Source organism: Microcoleus sp. K5-D4, assembly GCF_036704575.1.
Classification (GTDB): Bacteria; Cyanobacteriota; Cyanobacteriia; order Cyanobacteriales; family Microcoleaceae; genus Microcoleus.
Genome location: NZ_JAUBSD010000017.1, coordinates 47579 through 68014 on the forward strand (window position 1 = coordinate 47579; position 20436 = coordinate 68014).

Here is a 20436-nt window from a genome sequence, read left to right on the forward strand (position 1 = left end):
CAAAATTTAGATTTTGGCGGTTTGGCGATCGGCTCTTGCAGTCTAGGGCCGACGGGAGTATGTAAAAGTGATGAATACATTTTATAGAGCAGTTGATAGCAGCGCTCGCAGTTTTTAAATAACTAACGCTGGCTGGTTGCTGTTTGTGGTGAGGATATGAGTCAAGATCGCAAAATACCAGGCCGTTGGTCTGCATCAGAATCCTTGGAGTCAACAAAGGATACTTCGTCGCTGGTGCGCTTACCAGCAAGGAAAAACCGGGCTGAACGACTTAAAGAGCTCCGAGAGTTGGTTACTTCGGGAAAACTGCCGGGAGGGCATCTGGAACTACCGCCGAATTTGTCTGGGGAAAACTCGCAGCCGCCGGGGACACACAATCCGTTTTGGCGGAACTGGTCGAATAAGTGGCAGTTTTGGCTGGCGCTGAGTTTGATGCTATCGGTGGGCATGGGGTTTGTGGCAATTGCGTCTTTACTCAACCTGACCTCGCAGTCCAATTGCTCAAAGATTTTTTGGCCAACGGCTTCTGCTAACGATCGCTTTTTTTGTGCTCAAGAAGCAGCAAGCAAGCGGACGGCGGATGATTTGCTCAGGGCGATCGAATTAGTGAATGCTTTGCCACAAAACCATCCCCTGCGGCCGAGAATTAACACTCAAATCGATCGGTGGTCGGAGGATATTCTTAGGCTGGGAAATGCTAGTTTCCAAGAAGGAAAGCTGGATGAGGCGATTGCGCTCGCTCGCAAGGTGCCTAAAAACGTTCCCGCTTACCCGAAGATGGAAAAGCAGATTGAAAAGTGGCAGTCGATATGGAGCGATGCAGAGAAAATTTACCGCACGGCTGAAGACCACTTGCGCCAGGAAGAGTGGACGCTGGCTTTCAGCCAAGCTACTCTGCTTTTGGATTTGGGAAATACTTTCTGGGAATCGGCTAAGTACGAGGAATTGACTAAGCTAATTCAGACGACTCGGGCTGAGGGCAATAAGTTGCTAAAAGCCCGGAATACTGCCTCCGAGGGAGGTCTCGACAATCTGGTGACGGGGATTAAGCTGGCTCAGGGAATTGGTCAAAACAGTTATTTGTATCAAGCTGCCAATAAGGCAATCGCGGAATTTAGCAAGAAAATTCTGGATATCGCCCAAAAACGCTTGCAAGCAGGGGATTGGCAGGAGGCGATGGCGATCGCTAACAAGATTCCAGAGTCGGCAAATTTAAGGGAACAAGTACAGGATTTTAATGAGTTGGCGAATGCTACTTCTCAGGCTTTGACTGGCTCTGTTGAGGGTTTCTCCAAGGCGATCGAGATTGCTCAAAAGTTGAAGTCCGGCCGCCCTTTATACAAACAAGCTCAAGATTTAGTCGGCCGCTGGCAACAAGAAATGGCTGATGTGAAAGTTTTGGATTTGGCAAGCAGGCTGGCGGCGCCTGGTGGGGTAAATGATTTGAGGGCTGCGATCGCGCAATTGCAAACAGTCCCGGAATCAAATCCCCGCGCTTCGGAAGCTCGCAGTCAAATTAGCACCTTGAGCCGTCAAATCGAGCTGCTGGAAGACAGTCCGTATTTGCAAAGAGCGAACGATTTGGCAAGTACAGGCGATCCGAATGCTCTGGAAGCGGCCGTTGCTCAAGCTTCTCGGATCGCTAGAGGTAGGGCGCTTTACGTGGAAGCTCAAACCAAAATTCAAGCTTGGATCGAGAGGAGACAGCGGCTTGTTGACCAGCCGTTTTTGGATAGAGCTCAGCAGCTAGCGGCGAGCGGCAATTTGGCGGGGGCAATTGAGATGGCCCGCCGGATTCGATCGGGACGGGTGCTTTATGAGGAAGCTCGATCGAACATTCGGACTTGGGAGGCTCAATTTCAGGGCGAGCAAGGTTTGGAGAACGCCCGTCAGGCTGCCCGAGCGGGGACTGCGGAGGCTCTGCAAACGGCAATTGGGCTGGCTCTTCAGGTGCCGGAGTCGAGTTCGCTTCGGTGGCAGGCGAGTGAGGCGATTGATGAGTGGAGCCAGCGAATTTTGGCGCTTGGTGTGGAAGAGTCGTCGTCGGATCTGGCTGGGGCGATCGCGACTTTGAAGAAAATTCCCTCGGGTACTCGGGCTTTTGAGCAAGCTCGATCGCAAATCAAAGTTTGGGAGGAGTCGCTGAATCCTCCCGATGCTGAATCTCCCCCTCCCGATCCCCCGGAAACTGAGCCTCCGAGCAGCCCTCCGAGTCGGTAAATTTGAGAGTGAGAAGGTGCTAACTAATATCTTTACTTATCTGTATTAGAGAACCAAAGATGAAAACGCCCAAGCAAGTTCTTCAAGACTGGGTTTCTGCTTATAACGCTCGTGACCCTCACGCCCTGATCGAGCTTTATCACGACGATGCAGAGAACCATCAAGTTGCCTTTGGCGATCCTCTAAACGGTCGTGAGGCATTGCTTGAGAGTTTTGTTATTTTCTTCCAAGCCTTTCCAGACAATTACACGCACGTTGAGAATCTGTTTGAGGATGGCGAGTGGGCGATCGTCGAGTGGACTGGTGGCGGAACATTTCTAGGTGAGTTTGGTGGCAACCTACCAACTGGCAAAAGTTTTACGCTAAAAGGCTGTGGCTTCTTTCATATTGTTGATGGCAAAATCCATTTTCAACGCGGTTACATAGACAAGCACACTTGGTTCATGCAGCTTGGGCTACCGATATCATAAGCTTCCAGTTGTGCAACTGTACAATTATTTGGCATCAAGTCTTTGCTGACTCAAACCTGCGTTGCAGCTAGAGACTACCGAAAAACAGTGCTTTTTCCCGATGCTTGCCATCCCACTAAAAGGACTAATTCCAGATCCTAAACATCCGCCGGATTGAGGTGCATCATTGCCCAAGTGGTGTAAGTGCCGATCGGACTCCAAAGTATGTAAGGCAGCAATAACAGGGCGGCCGGCTCCGAAACTGGCAACACCGTTAAAGCGAGGATAACGCTTAAAATAGCCCCCGTTCCGCCGATTATGGTGCCGACTTTTAGGCTCCTAACTTTGCACATAACCGAGGTGTAAGATATAGTTACTATTTCTAAAAGCAGGTACAAACCCATTCTCAGCCAAGTCTCCTGAGTTCCTGGTTCTTTTTCCCACACAATCACTGCTGACCAAGCTGCACAAATAAAAATTACTGTCCAAATTAGGGGAATTGCTTTTTCAAATACTAGCCATCTCGGACGCTGCAAGCGGTTGAACCATTGGATGTCGCTGGGCGCGATTATGTTAGCAGCTAAAGCTACTACAAAGGCGACGCCTCCAATTACCATCCAGGATTTAATCATTTTTTTACCTTGGGCGAGGTTGACAGGTTCAATTCAGCAGATATTATCTCTAATTTTGGCGATCGCGCCATCTGTCCCTAGTTATATTAGGTTAGGTTGAGTTGCGAAACCCAACATTAGTTGAAAAGTAATTTATACTTCTGGGAAACCTCAATGTATTGTCTTCAATTCCGCTTCATAATATAAAAAATATGACTTTTGCTCCCTCCCCTTGACAAGGGGAGGGTTAGGGTCGGCTTTTCAGTAAATTTGACCAGTAAATTGAACAAAAAGTCTCTTAGTCTTTCAAAAAAATCGGCGACTAGCCGAGCCGATGATGCTGTTCTAATTCTAAACTAGAGTCATTCTCTTTTTTGGGAATCAAAAGCGTATTTTCGCTGCTCGGTTGCAACACGGCTTTAATCACTTGGAGAAAACGGTTAGGCTTTTTAGTTTGACCGTTGAGAGTGCGGCGGTCTTTGACTTTTTGAGAAAGGTGTCGCATCACAGATAAATCGAGTTCATCTATGAAATGGTCTGCTATACGTTCTCCCATTAAATCAATAGCTTCAGCATACTGATCTGTCAGGGTTTCTATGGCATCGTATGCTTCGTCAGCAACTTGACTTGCTACTGTTTTATTTTGGTCGCCTGATGTCTGGGAATGGCTGCGGCGCCGATCTAAAAGACTTTGGTAGTCAGCAATGCTCATTCCCAAATTGTAAAGATGGTGGTGAGCGTGATCCATCAAATCTACTTCACTCGGATAGAAGAAACCGCGAGTGCTGTTGATGCCGTGCAGTTTTGCCCAACGCCGCAGATTTGTCTCATCTTGCAGTTCGTATCGCTCTAACATTTGAGCTGTGTTCAGCTCTACTTCTGGCGTAACTTTGAAATCGCTCATCGGTAAATCCTCGCTGGTGAGTAAATAAATAAAATTGAAACTTAGAATCTGTGATTTGCGTACAGTCTGAAAATGATGATCAATCCTTTGACGGCATCCACGGAAGTCTTGCGGGCATTTGCTAGGCGTCGATCGTGCGATCGTTGGATCGAGTCAGAGGATTTCAGGGTACTTTTGAGCTTTGTCTCGATCGCATCCGGGAGCAAGCACACAGGGTTAATAATATAGCTGATTTAAGGTTTCAACAACCGTTAAAAATAGTAAAGTTTGATTTTTAGGGTTGAATTATTAGTAATGTTGAGCTATAATATTCTCAATAACCGTGCAATTAGTAATTTTAGTAGTTGCAAACGAGATTCTTAGTATGCCTGTATACGATTATTTGTGTCCCGAAAACAACCAGCAGTTAGAAGTTTGGCACAGCATGAACCTGGAAGTTTCCACTTGGGGTCAACTGTGCGAGTTGGCTAAGTGCGAACCAGGGGAGACTCCCGCAGATGCTCCGGTACGCCGGCTGCTGAGCGCTCCGAGGTTGATGAAGCCGACATCCGACACCGATTATAAAAATTCGGGTTTCAGCAAGTACGTGAAGCGGGATGAAGGGGTTTATGAAAATGTCACGGCTAAGGATGGTGAAAGCCGTATTGTCAATCGAGATGGTAAGCCGATTAAAGACTGAGAATCCACAATAATCAAGTTTTCAGTTGAGTGAATTACAGATATTGGGTAGGGACACGGCAGTGTCGTGTCCTGTCTTTTATCCGATTGACAACTCCTATATTATTCCGATTATATTATGCGGATGCCGACGGAAACAAAACGCTCCACCGGACATAATATTATTAGCCAAACCAATCTTTCATTTTTTGTTTGGCTTGTTCTTTAGTATCAGCATTAATGTATACTGACACAGTAGCTATTGCCGCCAGCAATACTCCCAAATCGTCGGTAAATCCGATGCCGACTAATATATCGGGAATGGCATCAACAGGAGATATAAAATAGGTCAAAGCTCCAAGTACAACTCCTTTTGCCCAAGCAGGCACATTTGGATTCTGAGCCGTATAGTAGAGAATCAAAGCTTTTTCAACTACTTCTCTTCCTGCGGTTAAAGCAAAGTTTTTAAGTTTAGTCCAAAAACTTTCATCTGAATAGTTGATTTTGGGGTTGCTGAGGTTTGTTGTGGTTCCTTTCCGGTCGATCAAATCGAGAGGAATGCCCTTAGTTTTAAGCTGGGAAACAGCCGAATTGAAGGATGCTGATGCCTGATTTTTATTAGGGGCGGCATCCCGTAGTTGTTTCATATCTGCGAGGAATTCCTGCATGGCTTGGATTTGCAAGTCGGAAACCGCGAGCAGTTTTTTGGCGGATTGGATCGCCTCACTTTCTCCGGGATGCAGCGTCTTATTTGCCCCAGCAATGTTAATTAAAAAATACATGACTCCCAAACGCAGCGCTTCTTCTGACTTGCTGAGTGTTTGCAAACAGTCGCTGAGTGATGGGGGACGGGCTGTGTAGGATTGGATTTGAGCCTTTGCAGAGTCAGAAAATTTGTCTAAATTTATGGTTTTAAACAACAAATCTAGTTCGTCAATATCAACGGAACCATCGGCGGCTGCGATCGCAAACAAAGCACCATAAAAAGCTAAAAGTTCGCTTTCTGAGGATGTGGCAAAAATATCTCTCTCGGACACGATGCTACTCCGATTGATAACGATGCTTTGCATTTTACCACAAAACTCAGCGCGCCATGATTTCAGAAATCGGCAATAATTTTAGAGAGTATGAAACAAAGGAGAATTTTTTATGAAAGTTGCGATCGTCGGCTGTGGCTATGTGGGTACTGCGACAGCCAAACATTTACGCGGCAAATCTGATTGTACCGTGACGGCGACAACTACGACGGCGACGCGAGTAGTTGAGTTGGAGGGTATCGCCCAGCGGGTAGCCGTGCTCAAAGGAAATGACAAAGAGGCAATGACGGCTGTATTGCAAGAACAAGATGCTGTTATGCTGTGCGTAGGTGCTCCAAATTCTCAGGCTTATCGGGAGAGTTATTTAGAGACTGCGACAACTGTAGTATCGGTTTTACAGCACATACCGACAGTAAAGCAGGTTATTTATACGGGTACTTATTCTGTGTATGGCGATCGCCAAGGTGAATTAGTAGATGAAGATTCACCTGTCGCGCCGGCTAATCCAAACGGTGAAATTCTCGCAGAAACAGAACGGGTTTTATTAGCAGCATCTAGTCCCCATCTTCAAGTCTGCATTCTCCGTTTGGGAGGAATTTATGGGCCAGGGCGAGAATTAGTTAAAATCTTTGGAGGTTGGGCTGGGAGCACTCGTCCAGGTAGGGGGGAAGATGCTACTAATTGGGTGCATCGGGATGATATTGTTGGGGGGTTAACGTTTGCTTTGGAAAATCGATTGCAGGGAATTTACAATTTAGTCGGGGATGTGTCGCTATCGAGTGGTGAATTGCTCGATCGTATTTTTGAAACTCACAATTTGCCGCCAGCTTCTTGGGATAAATCTGTTACCAGCGTGCGGCCTTATAATGCGAGGGTGTCGAATCAAAAAATTAAGGCGGCTGGTTATCAATTTATACATCCTGAAATTAGGGAGTATTAATGGAGGAGTGAATGGCGTCATTGAGGGCGATCGCTCTTTTGTGATGTTCGTAATTAACAAGGCGAGCGCTCTTTGATTTATATCAAGTCTGGTCAATCACTCACAATAATAGTGTGAGATATCTATCGGCGCAGACTTTTGATCCCATTCGTCCTCAGTACAAACTTAATTAATTATAATTATTGACGCGGGCTTGATATTATTGACAGATAAAGGCAAAGAAATAAAGGGTGATCCCGAACTAATTGTAGATGCACTCTCGGGAAAATTATCGGCTGGTATCATTTACAACCGCTGAAACAAATCCATCCGATAGCGTTTGTGATGGCGCGCTAAATCTAGCATCAAAAAACGTTTGCGGGGGTCACCAAGATGCTTCAAAAACTGTGCAGAATCGTGGAGGAAGGTATCGTGAACAATCTCGCCATTCAAGATAAAACTTTCCACTGGATACCGAAAGTGAACCATCAAAAGATAACCGCCAGGAAGTAATTGGTTAATGATTTTTTCCTTGGTTGCCTGGAGGTCATTTTTGCTCAAATAATAACCCACTTCTGAGAATAAAATGAAATCGAAATTCTCAGTTGGAAACTGTTGGGGTATTTGCATCTGCTGAAAGCGAACCTGTGGAAGATCGTGGCAGCGTTTGCGCGCTTCTTGTAATCCTACTTCAGAATAATCTACTGAAAGCAATCTGTCACATTTTTTGGCAAGTTTCTGGGTGAGGACGCCGATAGCACATCCGATTTCAAAAGCATTTTTGAATCGGACTTTGGGCAAGCATCTGATCGTTGTTCTGAATTTACTGGTTTCATAAAAGCTAGACGTGTATCGCCAAGGATCTGAATTTTGGCGGTAGGTTTCATCAAAGAAGCTAGATTGTACTGATTCCGGTTCTGAAGGTTTCATTGTTAACCTCTGTAAGTTACACAATATCTAACTAAATATACTACAACAAAAAATAGATTCAGGACTTACTAAATAATTTAACTTTTACACTATATGTAGGGTTACTGTCGTCAGTGTTCACCCTAGATATAGAGTCTGTACGTAATTGCTGATATCGCATCCTTCACTTTCTTCTCACTGATGAATGACAGGTGGGACGCCTGTCGCACAATACATCTAATGAATAAAGGGCGATCGCACTTCACTTAGATTGTGGTAAATATTGTTTTATTACAGCATTACTAATGCTTTCTCTTCTTCCCAAGACAGCGAAATATTGTTTTATTACAGCATTACTAATGCTTTCGCTTCTTCCCAAGACAGTGAAATATCGAGTTTTCCTGATGCTGTAAATGTTTTATCTGCCAACAACCGCGTCTCTAAATTTACACACATTCTGGCGGAATAATTACCTTCTTGTCCGCCGACAACTAGCTTTTCTATTGCATCGAGTTTGGATGGATATACTAAATTAGGGAACCTAACGTTATCAAAAGTTACGTTAACAATATATTTGCCGGATTCACCTCCGCCAATGCTCATATAACACTCGTCATCTGCACCCAAGGTAACTAAATTTTTAGTTGTCACATTTAAATCGCGGATACCTTGTTCTATTGGGCTCCAATTAGGACTTTGTATTAAATCACCTTCATCCTGGTTGCCAACCCAATTTTCTGCTGATAGGTTTAACACAAACATTATCACCTGATTATATTTGGGGTGCGCTCACTCTCTTCTTCATCCGCGTTCATCCGTGTTCATCTGCCTTCATCTGCGGTCAAAAAAAGGGCGAGCGCTAAATTAAATAATTATCTCTATAGCGCTCCTGTGCCATTTGTCGTGCTTCAAATTCATTCCATTGCTGGATAGGTCGTAAAGTTTCTAGAGTTGTCAATTCCTCGGGAATTGGTGTACCTATTATTTGATTGATTACTTCGGCTATTACCCGACAACAGCTTTGTGGCCAACAGACTACTTGCTCCTCAGCAAATCTAATGACTATCCATCCTTTTTCTAAAAAAAGTTGATGGCGCTCATTTTCTTGGACAAGCACTTCGTAATTTTTAGGCTCACCGCTTTCATAGTGATAAGGTTTATCAATTGTTATATCAATACGTAAATTGGTTAACTTATCAAAATAAGAAATTTCAATACAGTAAGGTTGATAGGAATGGGATTTTTGGATGATTAAATTGTTATTAATTTTATCTGGGAATAATTGCTGTAAGTTCTTATAAAATTTACTTTCAAGCCACTGAGACTTTGTACTGACAATTCTCCCTTCAGGAGGGACGGTTTTTATGATAATATCTTTAATTATCTGATAGCGATACTGTTTTATTTTTTCAGGTTTTTGGGATTCTGCTATCTGCCGTTTATGCTGAATCTCACGCTTTTGCCATTCTCCTAACAAATCTTTATAATCGCGCATTTGTTGCTTGTATTGATTAAGTGTTCGTAAGTAAGACATTTGTTGTTGCCAGAAGTTCAAGGCAGTAACAAAAATCCCCCCTAGAGAAATATAGACAGTGATGATAATATTCCTACTGGCAATCAGAGAAATAGTTGCAAAAGGAATAATTAATGGGAGAGATTTATAAAAAAACAAAAATACATCAATTGGTTGGGGCTTATAACTAGGAGGTAAAGGTTTTGGCTCACTAAATTTCCATGTAAATGGAACTGCATCCAGAGCTTGAATAACAGGGTCGGGCAAGAGGATAATAGGATATTGATTCATGTTTTTTAGTAGTTGTATTATTAAACTATAATACTCAACTATTTTCACGAGATATTCCGCTCGGCCAAGGCAAACGATGTTCTAACAAGGTGGGCAAATGCCCACCTCGCCAAATTATCCCATAATCCCACCAAAAAAGTCGATCGTCTCTTTCAACGCTTTGACAAACACATCAATCTCCTCGCGAGTATTGTAAAAATACAAACTCGCTCTGGCAGTAGATGAAACGTTCAAATAGCGGTGCAAAGCTTGCGTGCAGTGATGCCCGGAACGAATCGCGACTCCTTCCTGATCTAACATGGTAGACAAGTCTTGAGGGTGAATTTCTCCCGCAGTAAATGCCGCCAAAGCTGCCCTACCTTCGCCGTTGCTGTCTGGCTGCGGCCCGTAAATTTTGATTTCGGGAATTTGCCGCAATTGTTGGAACAGATAAGCCGTCAATTCAGCTTCGCAAGCGTGAATCTTATCCATGCCAATGTTACTAAGATAATCGATTGCTGCACCAAGGGCGATCGCCTCGCCGATTGCAGGCGTGCCGGCTTCAAATTTGTGCGGCAAATCGGCATAGGTGGAATAATCGAGAAACACGTCAGCAATCATCTCGCCGCCGCCGAAAAACGGAGGCATTTCTCTCAGCAAGTCCAGTTTACCGTACAGAAAACCGATGCCTGTGGGAGCGCACATTTTGTGACCGGAAGCAACCAGCCAATCGCAATCTATTGCTTGCACGTCTACTATCATGTGCGGCACGCTTTGGCAAGCATCAATTAAAACTCTTGCACCGAAACTGTGGGCAATTTTGCAGATTTCTTTGACAGGACTAATGCAGCCTAAAGTATTAGAAACGTGAACGGTTGACACCAATTTAGTTTTATGGGAAATCAGCGTTTTAAACTGTTCTAAGTCAAACTCGTTAGTTTCCGTTAACTCGACAAACTTCAGTACCGCACCAGTTCTTTGAGCAATCATTTGCCAGGGAACGAGATTGCTGTGGTGTTCCATCACTGACAGAATAATTTCATCTCCAGCTTGCAGATTGCTCAAGCCCCAAGAATAAGCAACCAAATTAATCGCTTCGGTGGCGTTGCGAGTATAGACAATTTCTTGCCGCGACGCCGCATTCACAAAAGCCGCAACTTTGTCTCTAGCAGCTTCGTAAGCATCAGTCGCTTTGGCGCTGAGAGTGTGAGCTCCCCGGTGGACGTTAGAATTGTATTTCTCGTAGTAGTCGCGCCAAGCATTGATGACAGCTAGAGGTTTTTGAGAAGTAGCTGCATTGTCTAAATAAACTAGCGGTTTACCGTTGACTTTTTCATTCAAAATTGGGAAGTCGCCACGCACTTTTGATGCAAGTGTTTTTTCTTGAATAAGTGTCATAAATGTCAGAAGGTAATAATGATTTGGGCGCGGTTGTTGCTGATTTTGGGCGGGCTAGAAGCCCACCCCACAAGAACATTTAATGTTTTTGGAACAGCCTTCTAGCCTCTGGGTGATTCTTTTATCCTTGGATAGCCACACAGGTAGAAAGCATTTTCGCCACGCCCAGAATCGGTAATTGATTGAGCATTTCCGCCGCAAAAGCATCAATCAGCAAATAGCGGCTTCTTTCTAAATCCAAACCGCGACTTTGCAAGTAGAAAAGTTCATCATCTTCTAATTGACTGACAGTTGCACCGTGGGAACATTTAACGTTGTCAGCTACAATTTCTAACTGCGGTTTGGTATCTACGCGGGCTCTCGGCGACAGCAACAAATTCCGGCTCAATTGTCCGGCATCTGTCAATTGTGCGGCTTTACGAACGAAAACTTTGCCGTTAAATACAGCGCGAGCTTTGTTGCCGACAATGCACTTGTGCAATTGGCGGCTTGTACCGTGAGGGTGATTAAAATCGATTAAACTGTGAGTGTCCGTCAACTGTTCCCCAAAGGCTACGCTTAAACCGTTTAAAGTTGTTTCAGTGGCTTCGCCGCGCTGAAAAACTTCTAAATTGTGCCGCGATATTTTGCCTCCCAAGCTGATAGCATGGCAAGTGTAACGGCTATTACGAGATTGCTCGATCGCACTTTTGCCGATATGAACAACCTCTCCACCTTCCCGCTGCAGCCGAACGTGATTAACAGTGGCGTTTTCGCCGACAACAACATCGGTTACAGCATTCGTAAATGCAGCGACATTACCGATAGTTGCGTAATCCTCAACCAGCGTGATGCTGCTTCCAGGCTCAGCTATAATTAAGCAGTGCGGCTGGGACATCGTGGGAGATGCACCGGGCGCTGTCAGGAACAGCAAGTGAATCGGAAGGTCGATCGACATATTGGCCGGCACGAACACCACCGCAGAATCAGCCAAACCCGCAGTATTCAGCGCCGTAAACACTTCGGTTTGCTGTCTGTGCTTGCTCAAAACATCGCTGATGCGCCCTTGATATTTTTCGGGTACATTGGATAGATTACCTGCGTAAAAGTCGATTGGCAAATTCGGCAAATTCAGCGTTGATAAATGCGGCGCATAAAAACCATTGACAAAGACCAATCTTAATGGTAAATCTGCCTTGTGTTTCACAGGCATCGTAATATCAGACAGCTTAATTTCTGACTGATTGCTGGTCGGCAAATGCAACGGGATTTGTAACAGCGGCGACAAATCAGTAAAACGCCATTCTTCATCCTTCACTGTCGGAAAATGAGAAGAAAGCACGTATTGAGTTGCAATATCGCGCAAATCATCCAACCCGTAAAGAGAACTTTTGAGATGAGCAGCGCCCAACTTTTCACACTGATTCACCAAATCAGTCAAAAACATTTCCCTACTAGCAACTTGCGTATTCATCATCATCGCGCGCCTACTCCTGCTGCTTCCTCTTCCACAACCCAGTCATAACCGCGTTCTTCCAATTCCAGCGCCAACTCTTTCGGGCCAGTCAAGATAATTCTGCCCGCTTCCATCACGTGAATAAAATCAGGAATAATGTAATTCAGCAACCGCTGATAGTGAGTAATCACCAACATCGAATTTTCAGCAGTTGACAACTGATTCACACCGCCGGCGACTATCTTGAGAGCATCGATATCCAAACCCGAATCAGTCTCATCTAAAATAGCTAATTTCGGTTCCAACAACGCCATTTGCAAAATTTCATTCCGCTTTTTCTCGCCGCCGGAAAAACCCTCATTTACGCTGCGGCCTAAAAAAGAATCATTCATCTTGACAATATCCAGCTTGTCCTCGATTAAATCTTGGAAATCAAAAGCATCCAATTCTTCCAAGCCGCGATGTTTGCGGTGAGAATTGTAAGCCACGCGCAAGAAATCCAGATTGCTAACGCCGGGAATTTCTAAAGGATATTGGAACGCTAGGAATACACCAGCCAGAGAGCGTTCTTCTGGCGGTAATTCCAGCAAATTTTGACCCAAAAAAGTAACTTCTCCGCCCGTTACCGTATAAGCAGGATGGCCAGCTAATATCTTGGATAAAGTGCTTTTTCCCGAACCGTTCGGGCCCATAATCGCGTGAATTTCACCCGATTTAATTTCCAAATTCAAACCCTTCAGGATTTGGGTATCTTCCACATTCGCCGTTAAATCGCGGACGGATAGCACCACTTGACTATTTTCTACAATCATCTATTTTTGTCCTTTTCCTCAATGCACTTTACAGTTTTTTCTTCTCGTTCCTAGGCTCTGTCCCTTGGTGACCAATTAACGTTAAACCGATAGTCCGCCAGGGAATGAATTCCCTGTCTCAAAGCTAAAGTCCTCTGAAGAGGACTGAGAAGAAAATTTTTCAACTCATTAGTCCTGTTTAGAGGAGTTTAGCTATTAGCCAAGGAATTCATTCCCTGGCGGACGGGGAGCTTAAGTTGTCACCGATGGACTCGGCCTGGAAGGGTTTCTTGGCCGCGAAAATTATCCGACACTTCCTTCCAGTTTCAGACTCAACAGCTTATCAGCTTCCGCCGCAAATTCCATCGGTAACTGATTGAAAACATCTTTACAGAAACCGCTAATCATCATCGAAATAGCATTTTCTGCGGAAATTCCCCGCTGTGCGAAGAAGAACAATTGCTCTTCTCCAATCTTAGAAGTAGAAGCTTCGTGTTCCACTTTAGCAGTGTGGTTCTGCACTTGAATATAAGGGAAAGTATTCGCTTGAGCGTTATCCCCAATCAACATGGAATCGCACTGAGAGTAATTGCGAGAGCCTTTAGCATTAGGCCCCATTTTCACCAAGCCGCGATAGCTGTTGGATGAATTTCCCGCAGAAATTCCCTTAGAAATAATCGTGCTGCGAGTATTTTTGCCAACGTGGATCATTTTGGTGCCGGTGTCAGCTTGCTGCTTGTTATTTGTCAGCGCTACCGAGTAGAATTCGCCTACCGAGTTGTCGCCGACTAACACGCAACTGGGGTATTTCCAAGTAATTGCGGAACCGGTTTCTACTTGTGTCCAAGAAATCTTAGAATTAACTCCCTGACACAAACCCCGTTTCGTCACGAAGTTGTAAATGCCGCCTTTGCCGTTGGCGTCGCCGGCGTACCAGTTTTGCACTGTCGAGTATTTGATGTCGGCATTGTCCATTGTTACCAATTCCACTACGGCGGCGTGCAGTTGATTGGTGTCAAACATCGGCGCGGTGCAGCCTTCTAGGTAAGACACAGAACTGTTTTCTTCTGCAACAATTAGGGTGCGCTCGAACTGGCCGGAATCTCCGTTGTTGATGCGGAAATAGGTTGACAATTCCATCGGGCATTTGACGCCTTTGGGAATGTAAACAAAGGAACCGTCGCTGAATACCGCTGAGTTGAGGGCTGCGAAAAAGTTGTCGCCGACTGGTACAACGCTGCCGAGATATTTTTCTATTAGTTCGGGATAATCTTTGACGGCTTCTGAGATGGAACAGAATATAACGCCGTCTTTGGCTAGTTTTTCTCTAAAGGTTGTGGCAATTGAAACGCTGTCAAAAACGGCGTCAACGGCGACATTTCCGAGCCGCTTTTGTTCGGAGAGGGGAATGCCGAGTTTCTCGAAGGTTTCTAGGAGTGTCGGGTCAACTTCATCCAAACTGTTGAGCTTTTTGGGCTTTTGTTTGGGCGCGGAATAGTAGATAATTTGTTGGTAGTCGATCGCGGGATAGTTGACGTGGGGCCAGGTGGGCTCGGTCATTTTCAACCACTGCCGGTATGCTTTGAGGCGGAATTGCAGCATGAATTCCGGTTCGTTCTTCTTAGCGGAAATCAGGCGGACTACATCTTCGCTCAAGCCGCGGGGGATGGTGTCTGACTCGATGTCGGTGACAAAACCGTATTTGTAGGGCTGGTTGACTAGGGTTGTGACTGTAGAGCTCATTAATTTTGCGCTTTCGAGTGTTCTGGATAAGTCTCTCAAAGATGGCAGACGCTGAACTGTCGGGGGCCCGGCCAGTTCTGGGGGCTGCTCTGGTAAGTAAAACAACTGATTTGTTGCTTTAGTATATTTTAAGCTACATTAACAACAGTGATATTGTCAAAGTCAAATTAATAATTTTTTGTGAAGATGATGGAGACTACTCAGCAGACTTCCACGAAACAAGACATCCTGGAATATTTGCTCAAGGAGGGGCAGGGGACGGCTCTTGAGTTGGCGGAGTCTTTGGATATCAGCCCGCAGGCGATTCGCCGTCATTTGAAGGATTTGGAAGCGGACGGGCTGATTCAGTATCAGTCGGTTCAGGCTGGGATGGGGCGGCCGCAGCACATTTATGAGCTTACCAGTCTGGGGCGCGATCGATTCCCGAATCGTTACGGCGATTTTGCAGTCTCTTTCTTGGATACTTTGGCGGAAACCGTCGGCCGCGAGCAAGTGATTACTATCCTGCGAAAACAGTGGCAGCGCAAGGCTACGGACTATCGGCGGCTAGTGGGTGCGGGTTCGCTGCAAGAACGGGTGACTAAGTTGGTGGAACTCCGCAGGGCTGAAGGTTATATGGCTGAGTGTTATCCTGTAGAATCTGTAGAGGTTGGGATCTGCGATCGCGCTGGTTTGGACGATCGATTTGTGTTGATGGAACACAACTGCGCGATTTCTAATGTTGCTGAAACTTTTCCGAGTGTCTGCGGTAATGAGTTGGAAATGTTTGCAGCGGTTTTGCCAGATTGTATTGTGGAGCGGACTCACTCGATTATTAATGGGGAACACCGCTGCGGTTATTTGATTGCAAGGAAGAAGGAAGAAGTTCGGCAACGGATTTTCTAACGGATTTAACGGATGTCACGGATGAAAGTTCGGCAACGGATGAGTGTAACGGATGTCACGGATGTCAGGGATTACCAATTACCGATTAGCCATTACCAATTTTTAATATATGGAACCGCTAGCAGATTTTTTAAAGCCGGAAGAGTGTGCCGAAGTTGATATGGCGCTGCTGTCGTCGAAGGAAAAGTTTTCGGCGCGGGTGGCAATTTATGCTTTAAGGGTGCTCAAGCAAATTTCTGGAGAGACTGGTTTGCCGGTGGCTGAGGTGACTAATGGGCAGGTGATGGATTGGATTAAGAATGATGAGAGCATTAAAGGGTCGATCGAACTTGATGCGAGTTTTGAAAACTTTTTTACGAATTTGGTCGTTGCGTCTTTGCGGCCTTTGAGGCAAATTGCGACAGAATCGGGAGGGGCGATCGAACAATTAACAGTTAAGCAGGTCGTGGCGTGGTTTGAGAAGGACGGGAAAATTCGCAGAGAACAGGGAACCGAGGCGGCTTTTTTGGATTTGTGAGTTAAAGGTCGATCGGCCTCACTGGCAAATAATACGTCAAACTCGGCTATTGGGGGCAGTTTCGGGCGATCGGAAAAAAAGTTTTGACGAAGGGGTTGACAGACAAAGGCAAACTTGATACAGTAATTAAGTCGAGCGAAAGAGATGCAGCGCATCAAACTAAACGCAGACACAGGATTAAAAGTTTTCAAAGCTTTCCTGGTGCTTATGATGTAATGGAACCACTCCGATCCATCCCGAACTCGGTTGTTAAACGTTGCTATGGCGAAGATACTCGGCGGGTCACTGCCCGGTAAAATAGCTCAGTGCCAGGTTAATAATAAATTAAAGCTCTTTTCCCGCAACAACGGAAAAGGGCTTTAGTTTTTTGGGGAGTTATTACTCATCTAAACAACAGCTCGTCTAGGGCCTGCAGGATGCCTAACCCCTATTCCTCACAAGAATTGTTGGAGAGGTGTTTGGTGCGAGTTTTGTAGAAATCTCAATATTCTGGGCCAGGAACAGATTTTGGGTCGATCAAACTTGATGCGAGTTTTGAAAACTTTTTTACGAATTTGGTCGTTGCGTCTTTGCGGTCTTTGAGGCAAATTGCGATAGAAGGCGAGAGTGCGATCGAACAATTAACAGTTAAGCAGGTTGTGGCTTGGTTTGTGAAGGACGAGAAAATTCGCAGAGAGCAGGGTGTGGATGCGGCGTTTTTGGACTTGTTAGTTAAAGGTCGATCGGCAATACTGACAAATAATACGTCAAACTCGGCTATTGGGGGCGGTTTCGGGCGATCGAAAAAAAGTTTTGATAAAGGGGTTGACAGACAAAGGCAAACTTGATACAGTAATTAAGTCGAGCGAAAGAGATGCAGCGCATCAAACAAAACGCAGACACAGGATAAAAAGTTTTCAAAGCTTTCCTGGTGCTTATGATGTAATGGAACCACTCCGATCCATCCCGAACTCGGTTGTTAAACGTTGCTATGGCGAAGATACTCGGCGGGTCACTGCCCGGTAAAATAGCTCAGTGCCAGGTTAATAATAAATTAAAGCTCTTTTCCCGCAACAACGGAAAAGGGCTTTAGTTTTTTGGTGAATTATTAATCATCTACACCAAAGCTCGTCTAGGGCCGGCAGGATGCTTAACCCCTACTTCCCACAAGAATTGTTGGAGATGTCTAACGTGCCAGTTTTATAGCAATCTTAATATTTGCAACCAGCAGCAGATTTTGGGTCGATCGAACTTGACTTGATGCGAGTTTTGAAAACTTTTTTACGAATTTGGTGGTGGCGTCTTTGCGGTATGAGAGGCAAGTGGCGATGGAAGCCGAAAGGGCGATCGAACAATTAACAGTTAAGCAGGTCGTGGCGTGGTTTGAGAAAGACGGGAAAATTCCCAGAGAGCAGGGAACCGAGGCGGCGTTTTTGGACTGGTGAGTTAAAGCTCGATCGGTCGCACCCCCAAACTCGGCCTCAAACCCCGATAATTCCATCGGTTTCGGGCGCTCGAAAAAAACTTTTGATAAAGGGGTTGACAGACAGGGGGAAACTTGATAAGGTAATTAAGTCGAGCGAAAGAGATGCAGCGCATCAAACTGAACGCAGACACAGGATAAAAAGTTTTCAAAGCTTTCCTGGTGCTTATGATGTAATGGAACCACTCCGATCCATCCCGAACTCGGTTGTTAAACGTTGCTATGGCGAAGATACTCGGCGGGTCACTGCCCGGTAAAATAGCTCAGTGCCAGGTTAATAATAAATTAAAGCTCTTTTCCCGCAACAACGGAAAAGGGCTTTAGTTTTTTGGTGAGTTACAGATGTTTATAATATGACAAGTGCGTAAGTCCAGAGCTTGTTGCGTATTTGAAAAGGAGTTAATGCTAGAGCCACATCTGGCAATTACCAAGTCTAACGTTTTATATTTAATTACGTTGACTTACTTAGTCTCCATTTCAAGGTAGGATATGGGTAATAAAAAACTATGGACTTGGGCAGATTTATGTTTCAAAGCATTACTTCTCAAATAAATGGTTCTTCTTCCTTCTTGTCATATTTAGTAATAGTATTAGGCCTTACTAGCATAGCGTCTATACTGAGTTGGCAATGGTGGAAAGGCAAGGAAACGTATAAATCGCTACAATCTCTCCCGTCCCCTCCCCAATATTGGGTGTTAGGAAATCTACCACAAGTATTAGCAGCAGTAAAACAGAAGAAATTTTTTCAGCAAATTTTTGATTGGAGCAAGCAGTTAGGCCCGATGTACGTCATCTGGAATGGCAGGACTCCATCTGTTATTTTAAGTAAACCAAAAGTAATTGAAGATACCATTATCAATGGGATGAGAGATGGTAGCTTAATTAGATCCAAGCAAGTACGTCAAGCATGGAACGATATCAGCGGTTCTATTATGCTCGGAGAAACTGCAACGGAGTGGCAGTGGCGACGCCAGGCTTGGAATCCAGAATTTAGTTCGAGCAATATTTCCAAATATCTGGAAATAATTAGCCAAGCTTGCGAACAAGTAATTGAGACACTGAAACAAGTTGCCCCCCCAACAGAGGTGGAGGTAGATCCTCTGTTTGTGGAACTAACAATGAGGGTGATTTCTTCTTTTGTACTAGGTATTCCTGTAGATAGAAATAGTACCAGTCAGGAAGGTTCCCCCCTGGAAGTTAGCAAGGTGTACGAAGCGATGTCTATTGTAGGCTATCGTTTCATGCGACAAGCTACGGGGGAGAAAATATGGATGAAATATTTGCCAACTCAGAATTCACGGGATTATTGGGCAGCCAGGCGATATTTAACGGAATTCCTTACTCCCCGCGTAGACTTAGCTTTACAGATGAGAGAACAAAATCAAACTGATTTCCCACAAGTCAGTAGTTTGTTTAGGGAATCAATGTTAGTCAAAATCGCGGCTAAAGAACCAAAATACGATCGCGAAACCTTAATATCAGAATCGATTGAACTATTAATCGCGGGGACTGACACCACAGCCCATACTTTATCCTTTGCAGTTGGGGAATTGAGCTTAAATCCAAGAGTATTTCAACAAGCACGAGATATCGTTGACCAAGCTTGGCAAAAAGAAAGTGGGATCAACCTAAAAAACCTCAAAGAATTGGCTTATATTCGTGCCATTATCAAAGAAACACTGCGCCTTTATTCAGTTGGCTCTGGCTCAACTCCATTGGAGACTGAACGGGATACTCTAATTAACGGTACAGTGATTCCGCGTGGGACAAGAGTATCCTGGTCAATGCTTGCAGCCGGAAGAGATCCAGAAGTTTATGCTAACCCAGAGGAATTTCTGCCCGAACGTTGGCTAGACAAGAATAAGGAAACAAGTTCAGTGCCAATGATACACTTTGGCTCAGGGTCGCATCGTTGCTTAGGAGAGCATCTATCAATGCTGGAAGGAACGATGATGTTAGCATTATTGGTGCGCCACTTCGATTGGGAGTTAGTCAACGGTCGTTCTTCTCTGGAAGAATTACAGCAAAACCTGTTAATTTATCCGTCAGATCGAATGCCAGTACGCTTTCGAGGGAGAAACTGAGCCTAAACCTTTCAAACACCGCAATTTTTAGGAATATACAAGATAGCCGGATTAGCGCTCTTCTGTCACTCTAAGCAGAAGAAAATAGGTAATCAGGGGTAAAATTCGTTTGAGGAATAGGAATGGGCAAGAAATTTATCAAAGAAATCAGCCTAGGAAATCCCAAAGATTATTGCGGAATCGGAAATATCTTCAACCAGCTTTGGATGAGATTGAAGTAGATACAGCATATTCCATTTATATGCGGTACACACAATTTTGTTGTAAGTAGCGATCGACTTCCTCGAACCTTTTTGCCCAAGCTTTGGCAATATCGTCTGGGAGTTTGGGTTCAGCTATTCTATTTTGGTGCTTGTGCATCACAAAGTCGATGAAGTTGCTAACTTATGGCAAGAATGATTCTGGAAATAGCAGCAATTTGGCGATCGTAATATCAGGAATAGTCATAATAATTGCCCCTTCCAGTCGTTTTTATTTTAATACAATCATAACAAGCGATCGCCCTTATTTTAGCAGCCAATAGTGGGCGATCGCCTTCCCCCTTCCTCCTGGCGTGAATAGCGCGCAAAAGTTGCGACCTAAACTGTGCTATATCTCAGACCAATTTCTCGAAGCAATTGAGTCAACTTATC

At 44.8% G+C, this 20436-nt stretch carries 20 protein-coding genes and 3 rRNA genes; 12 read left to right on the forward strand and 11 right to left on the reverse strand.

The genetic code is table 11. The features are described from left to right. The first annotated feature begins 156 nt into the window (after nt 1–156). Both QUA77_RS07935 and QUA77_RS07940 read left to right on the forward strand, forming a co-directional pair. Entirely contained in the window at nt 157–2220 is a 2064-nt protein-coding gene (locus QUA77_RS07935; RefSeq protein ID WP_333449777.1) for a hypothetical protein, read from the forward strand. Between the two features lie 59 nt (nt 2221–2279). Then, complete coding sequence (locus QUA77_RS07940) at nt 2280–2690, forward strand: ester cyclase (RefSeq protein ID WP_333449778.1); 411 nt, start codon at nt 2280–2282, stop codon at nt 2688–2690. A gap of 137 nt (nt 2691–2827) precedes the next feature. Here QUA77_RS07940 and QUA77_RS07945 read toward each other — a convergent pair whose 3' ends face one another. Both QUA77_RS07945 and QUA77_RS07950 read right to left on the reverse strand, forming a co-directional pair. Then, the gene (locus tag QUA77_RS07945) at nt 2828–3301 is read right to left on the reverse strand and encodes a TspO/MBR family protein (RefSeq protein ID WP_333036148.1); all 474 of its coding nucleotides are present in this window, start codon (nt 3299–3301) and stop codon (nt 2828–2830) included. A 301-nt stretch (nt 3302–3602) separates the two neighbouring features. After that, nucleotides 3603–4184, reverse strand: a complete 582-nt coding sequence (locus tag QUA77_RS07950) for a hypothetical protein (protein WP_333036150.1) — start codon at nt 4182–4184, stop codon at nt 3603–3605. A gap of 322 nt (nt 4185–4506) precedes the next feature. Here QUA77_RS07950 and QUA77_RS07955 point away from each other — a divergent pair, with 322 nt between their 5' ends. Then, nucleotides 4507–4863: a zinc ribbon domain-containing protein gene (locus QUA77_RS07955; protein WP_333060437.1), complete on the forward strand. Its 357-nt coding sequence runs from the start codon at nt 4507–4509 to the stop codon at nt 4861–4863. Between the two features lie 163 nt (nt 4864–5026). Here QUA77_RS07955 and QUA77_RS07960 read toward each other — a convergent pair whose 3' ends face one another. After that, nucleotides 5027–5878 carry a DUF1232 domain-containing protein gene (locus tag QUA77_RS07960; protein WP_333449779.1) on the reverse strand — a complete coding sequence of 284 codons (852 nt, stop codon included), beginning with the start codon at nt 5876–5878 and terminating at the stop codon, nt 5027–5029. 112 nt (nt 5879–5990) lie between these two features. On the opposite strand from QUA77_RS07960, the gene QUA77_RS07965 reads away from it, so the two are divergent. Continuing rightward, the gene (locus tag QUA77_RS07965; protein WP_333449780.1) at nt 5991–6818 is read left to right on the forward strand and encodes an NAD-dependent epimerase/dehydratase family protein; all 828 of its coding nucleotides are present in this window, start codon (nt 5991–5993) and stop codon (nt 6816–6818) included. Nucleotides 6819–7103: 285 nt separating this feature from the next. Here QUA77_RS07965 and QUA77_RS07970 read toward each other — a convergent pair whose 3' ends face one another. From QUA77_RS07970 to sufB, 7 genes are all read right to left on the reverse strand, one after another. Next, nucleotides 7104–7727 carry an SAM-dependent methyltransferase gene (locus tag QUA77_RS07970; RefSeq protein ID WP_333036157.1) on the reverse strand — a complete coding sequence of 208 codons (624 nt, stop codon included), beginning with the start codon at nt 7725–7727 and terminating at the stop codon, nt 7104–7106. A 324-nt stretch (nt 7728–8051) separates the two neighbouring features. Beyond that, complete coding sequence (locus tag QUA77_RS07975; RefSeq protein ID WP_333449781.1) at nt 8052–8468, reverse strand: hypothetical protein; 417 nt, start codon at nt 8466–8468, stop codon at nt 8052–8054. A gap of 97 nt (nt 8469–8565) precedes the next feature. Further along, nucleotides 8566–9510, reverse strand: a complete 945-nt coding sequence (locus tag QUA77_RS07980) for a hypothetical protein (protein WP_333449782.1) — start codon at nt 9508–9510, stop codon at nt 8566–8568. Between the two features lie 114 nt (nt 9511–9624). Next, the gene (locus QUA77_RS07985) at nt 9625–10887 is read right to left on the reverse strand and encodes a SufS family cysteine desulfurase (RefSeq protein WP_333449783.1); all 1263 of its coding nucleotides are present in this window, start codon (nt 10885–10887) and stop codon (nt 9625–9627) included. 121 nt (nt 10888–11008) lie between these two features. Then, a complete protein-coding gene (sufD, locus tag QUA77_RS07990) occupies nt 11009–12343 on the reverse strand; it encodes a Fe-S cluster assembly protein SufD (protein ID WP_445302065.1) in 1335 nt (444 codons plus the stop codon). Next, nucleotides 12343–13134, reverse strand: coding sequence for a Fe-S cluster assembly ATPase SufC (gene sufC / locus QUA77_RS07995; protein ID WP_333044221.1), 792 nt, complete (start codon nt 13132–13134; stop codon nt 12343–12345). The genes sufD and sufC overlap by 1 nt, the downstream gene beginning before the upstream one ends. Before the next feature lie 282 nt (nt 13135–13416). Beyond that, nucleotides 13417–14856 carry a Fe-S cluster assembly protein SufB gene (gene sufB / locus QUA77_RS08000; protein WP_333036166.1) on the reverse strand — a complete coding sequence of 480 codons (1440 nt, stop codon included), beginning with the start codon at nt 14854–14856 and terminating at the stop codon, nt 13417–13419. A 186-nt stretch (nt 14857–15042) separates the two neighbouring features. Here sufB and sufR point away from each other — a divergent pair, with 186 nt between their 5' ends. From sufR to QUA77_RS08040, 8 genes are all read left to right on the forward strand, one after another. Then, entirely contained in the window at nt 15043–15741 is a 699-nt protein-coding gene (gene sufR, locus QUA77_RS08005) for an iron-sulfur cluster biosynthesis transcriptional regulator SufR (protein ID WP_333076186.1), read from the forward strand. Nucleotides 15742–15850: 109 nt separating this feature from the next. Next, nucleotides 15851–16258: a hypothetical protein gene (locus QUA77_RS08010; protein ID WP_333449785.1), complete on the forward strand. Its 408-nt coding sequence runs from the start codon at nt 15851–15853 to the stop codon at nt 16256–16258. Nucleotides 16259–16455: 197 nt separating this feature from the next. Beyond that, a 5S ribosomal RNA gene (gene rrf, locus QUA77_RS08015) occupies nt 16456–16572 on the forward strand. 240 nt (nt 16573–16812) lie between these two features. Further along, nucleotides 16813–17085, forward strand: coding sequence for a hypothetical protein (locus tag QUA77_RS08020; RefSeq protein WP_333449786.1), 273 nt, complete (start codon nt 16813–16815; stop codon nt 17083–17085). A gap of 79 nt (nt 17086–17164) precedes the next feature. Further along, nucleotides 17165–17281: ribosomal RNA gene (rrf, locus tag QUA77_RS08025) — 5S ribosomal RNA — on the forward strand. 251 nt (nt 17282–17532) lie between these two features. Continuing rightward, the gene (locus QUA77_RS08030) at nt 17533–17682 is read left to right on the forward strand and encodes a hypothetical protein (RefSeq protein WP_333449787.1); all 150 of its coding nucleotides are present in this window, start codon (nt 17533–17535) and stop codon (nt 17680–17682) included. 196 nt (nt 17683–17878) lie between these two features. Next, nucleotides 17879–17995: ribosomal RNA gene (gene rrf, locus QUA77_RS08035) — 5S ribosomal RNA — on the forward strand. Nucleotides 17996–18226: 231 nt separating this feature from the next. Further along, entirely contained in the window at nt 18227–19804 is a 1578-nt protein-coding gene (locus QUA77_RS08040; protein ID WP_333449788.1) for a cytochrome P450, read from the forward strand. Nucleotides 19805–20041: 237 nt separating this feature from the next. Here QUA77_RS08040 and QUA77_RS08045 read toward each other — a convergent pair whose 3' ends face one another. Further along, nucleotides 20042–20164 (reverse strand): hypothetical protein, encoded by a 123-nt coding sequence (locus QUA77_RS08045; RefSeq protein WP_333449789.1) that lies wholly within the window; start codon nt 20162–20164, stop codon nt 20042–20044. Nucleotides 20165–20436: the final 272 nt, after the last annotated feature.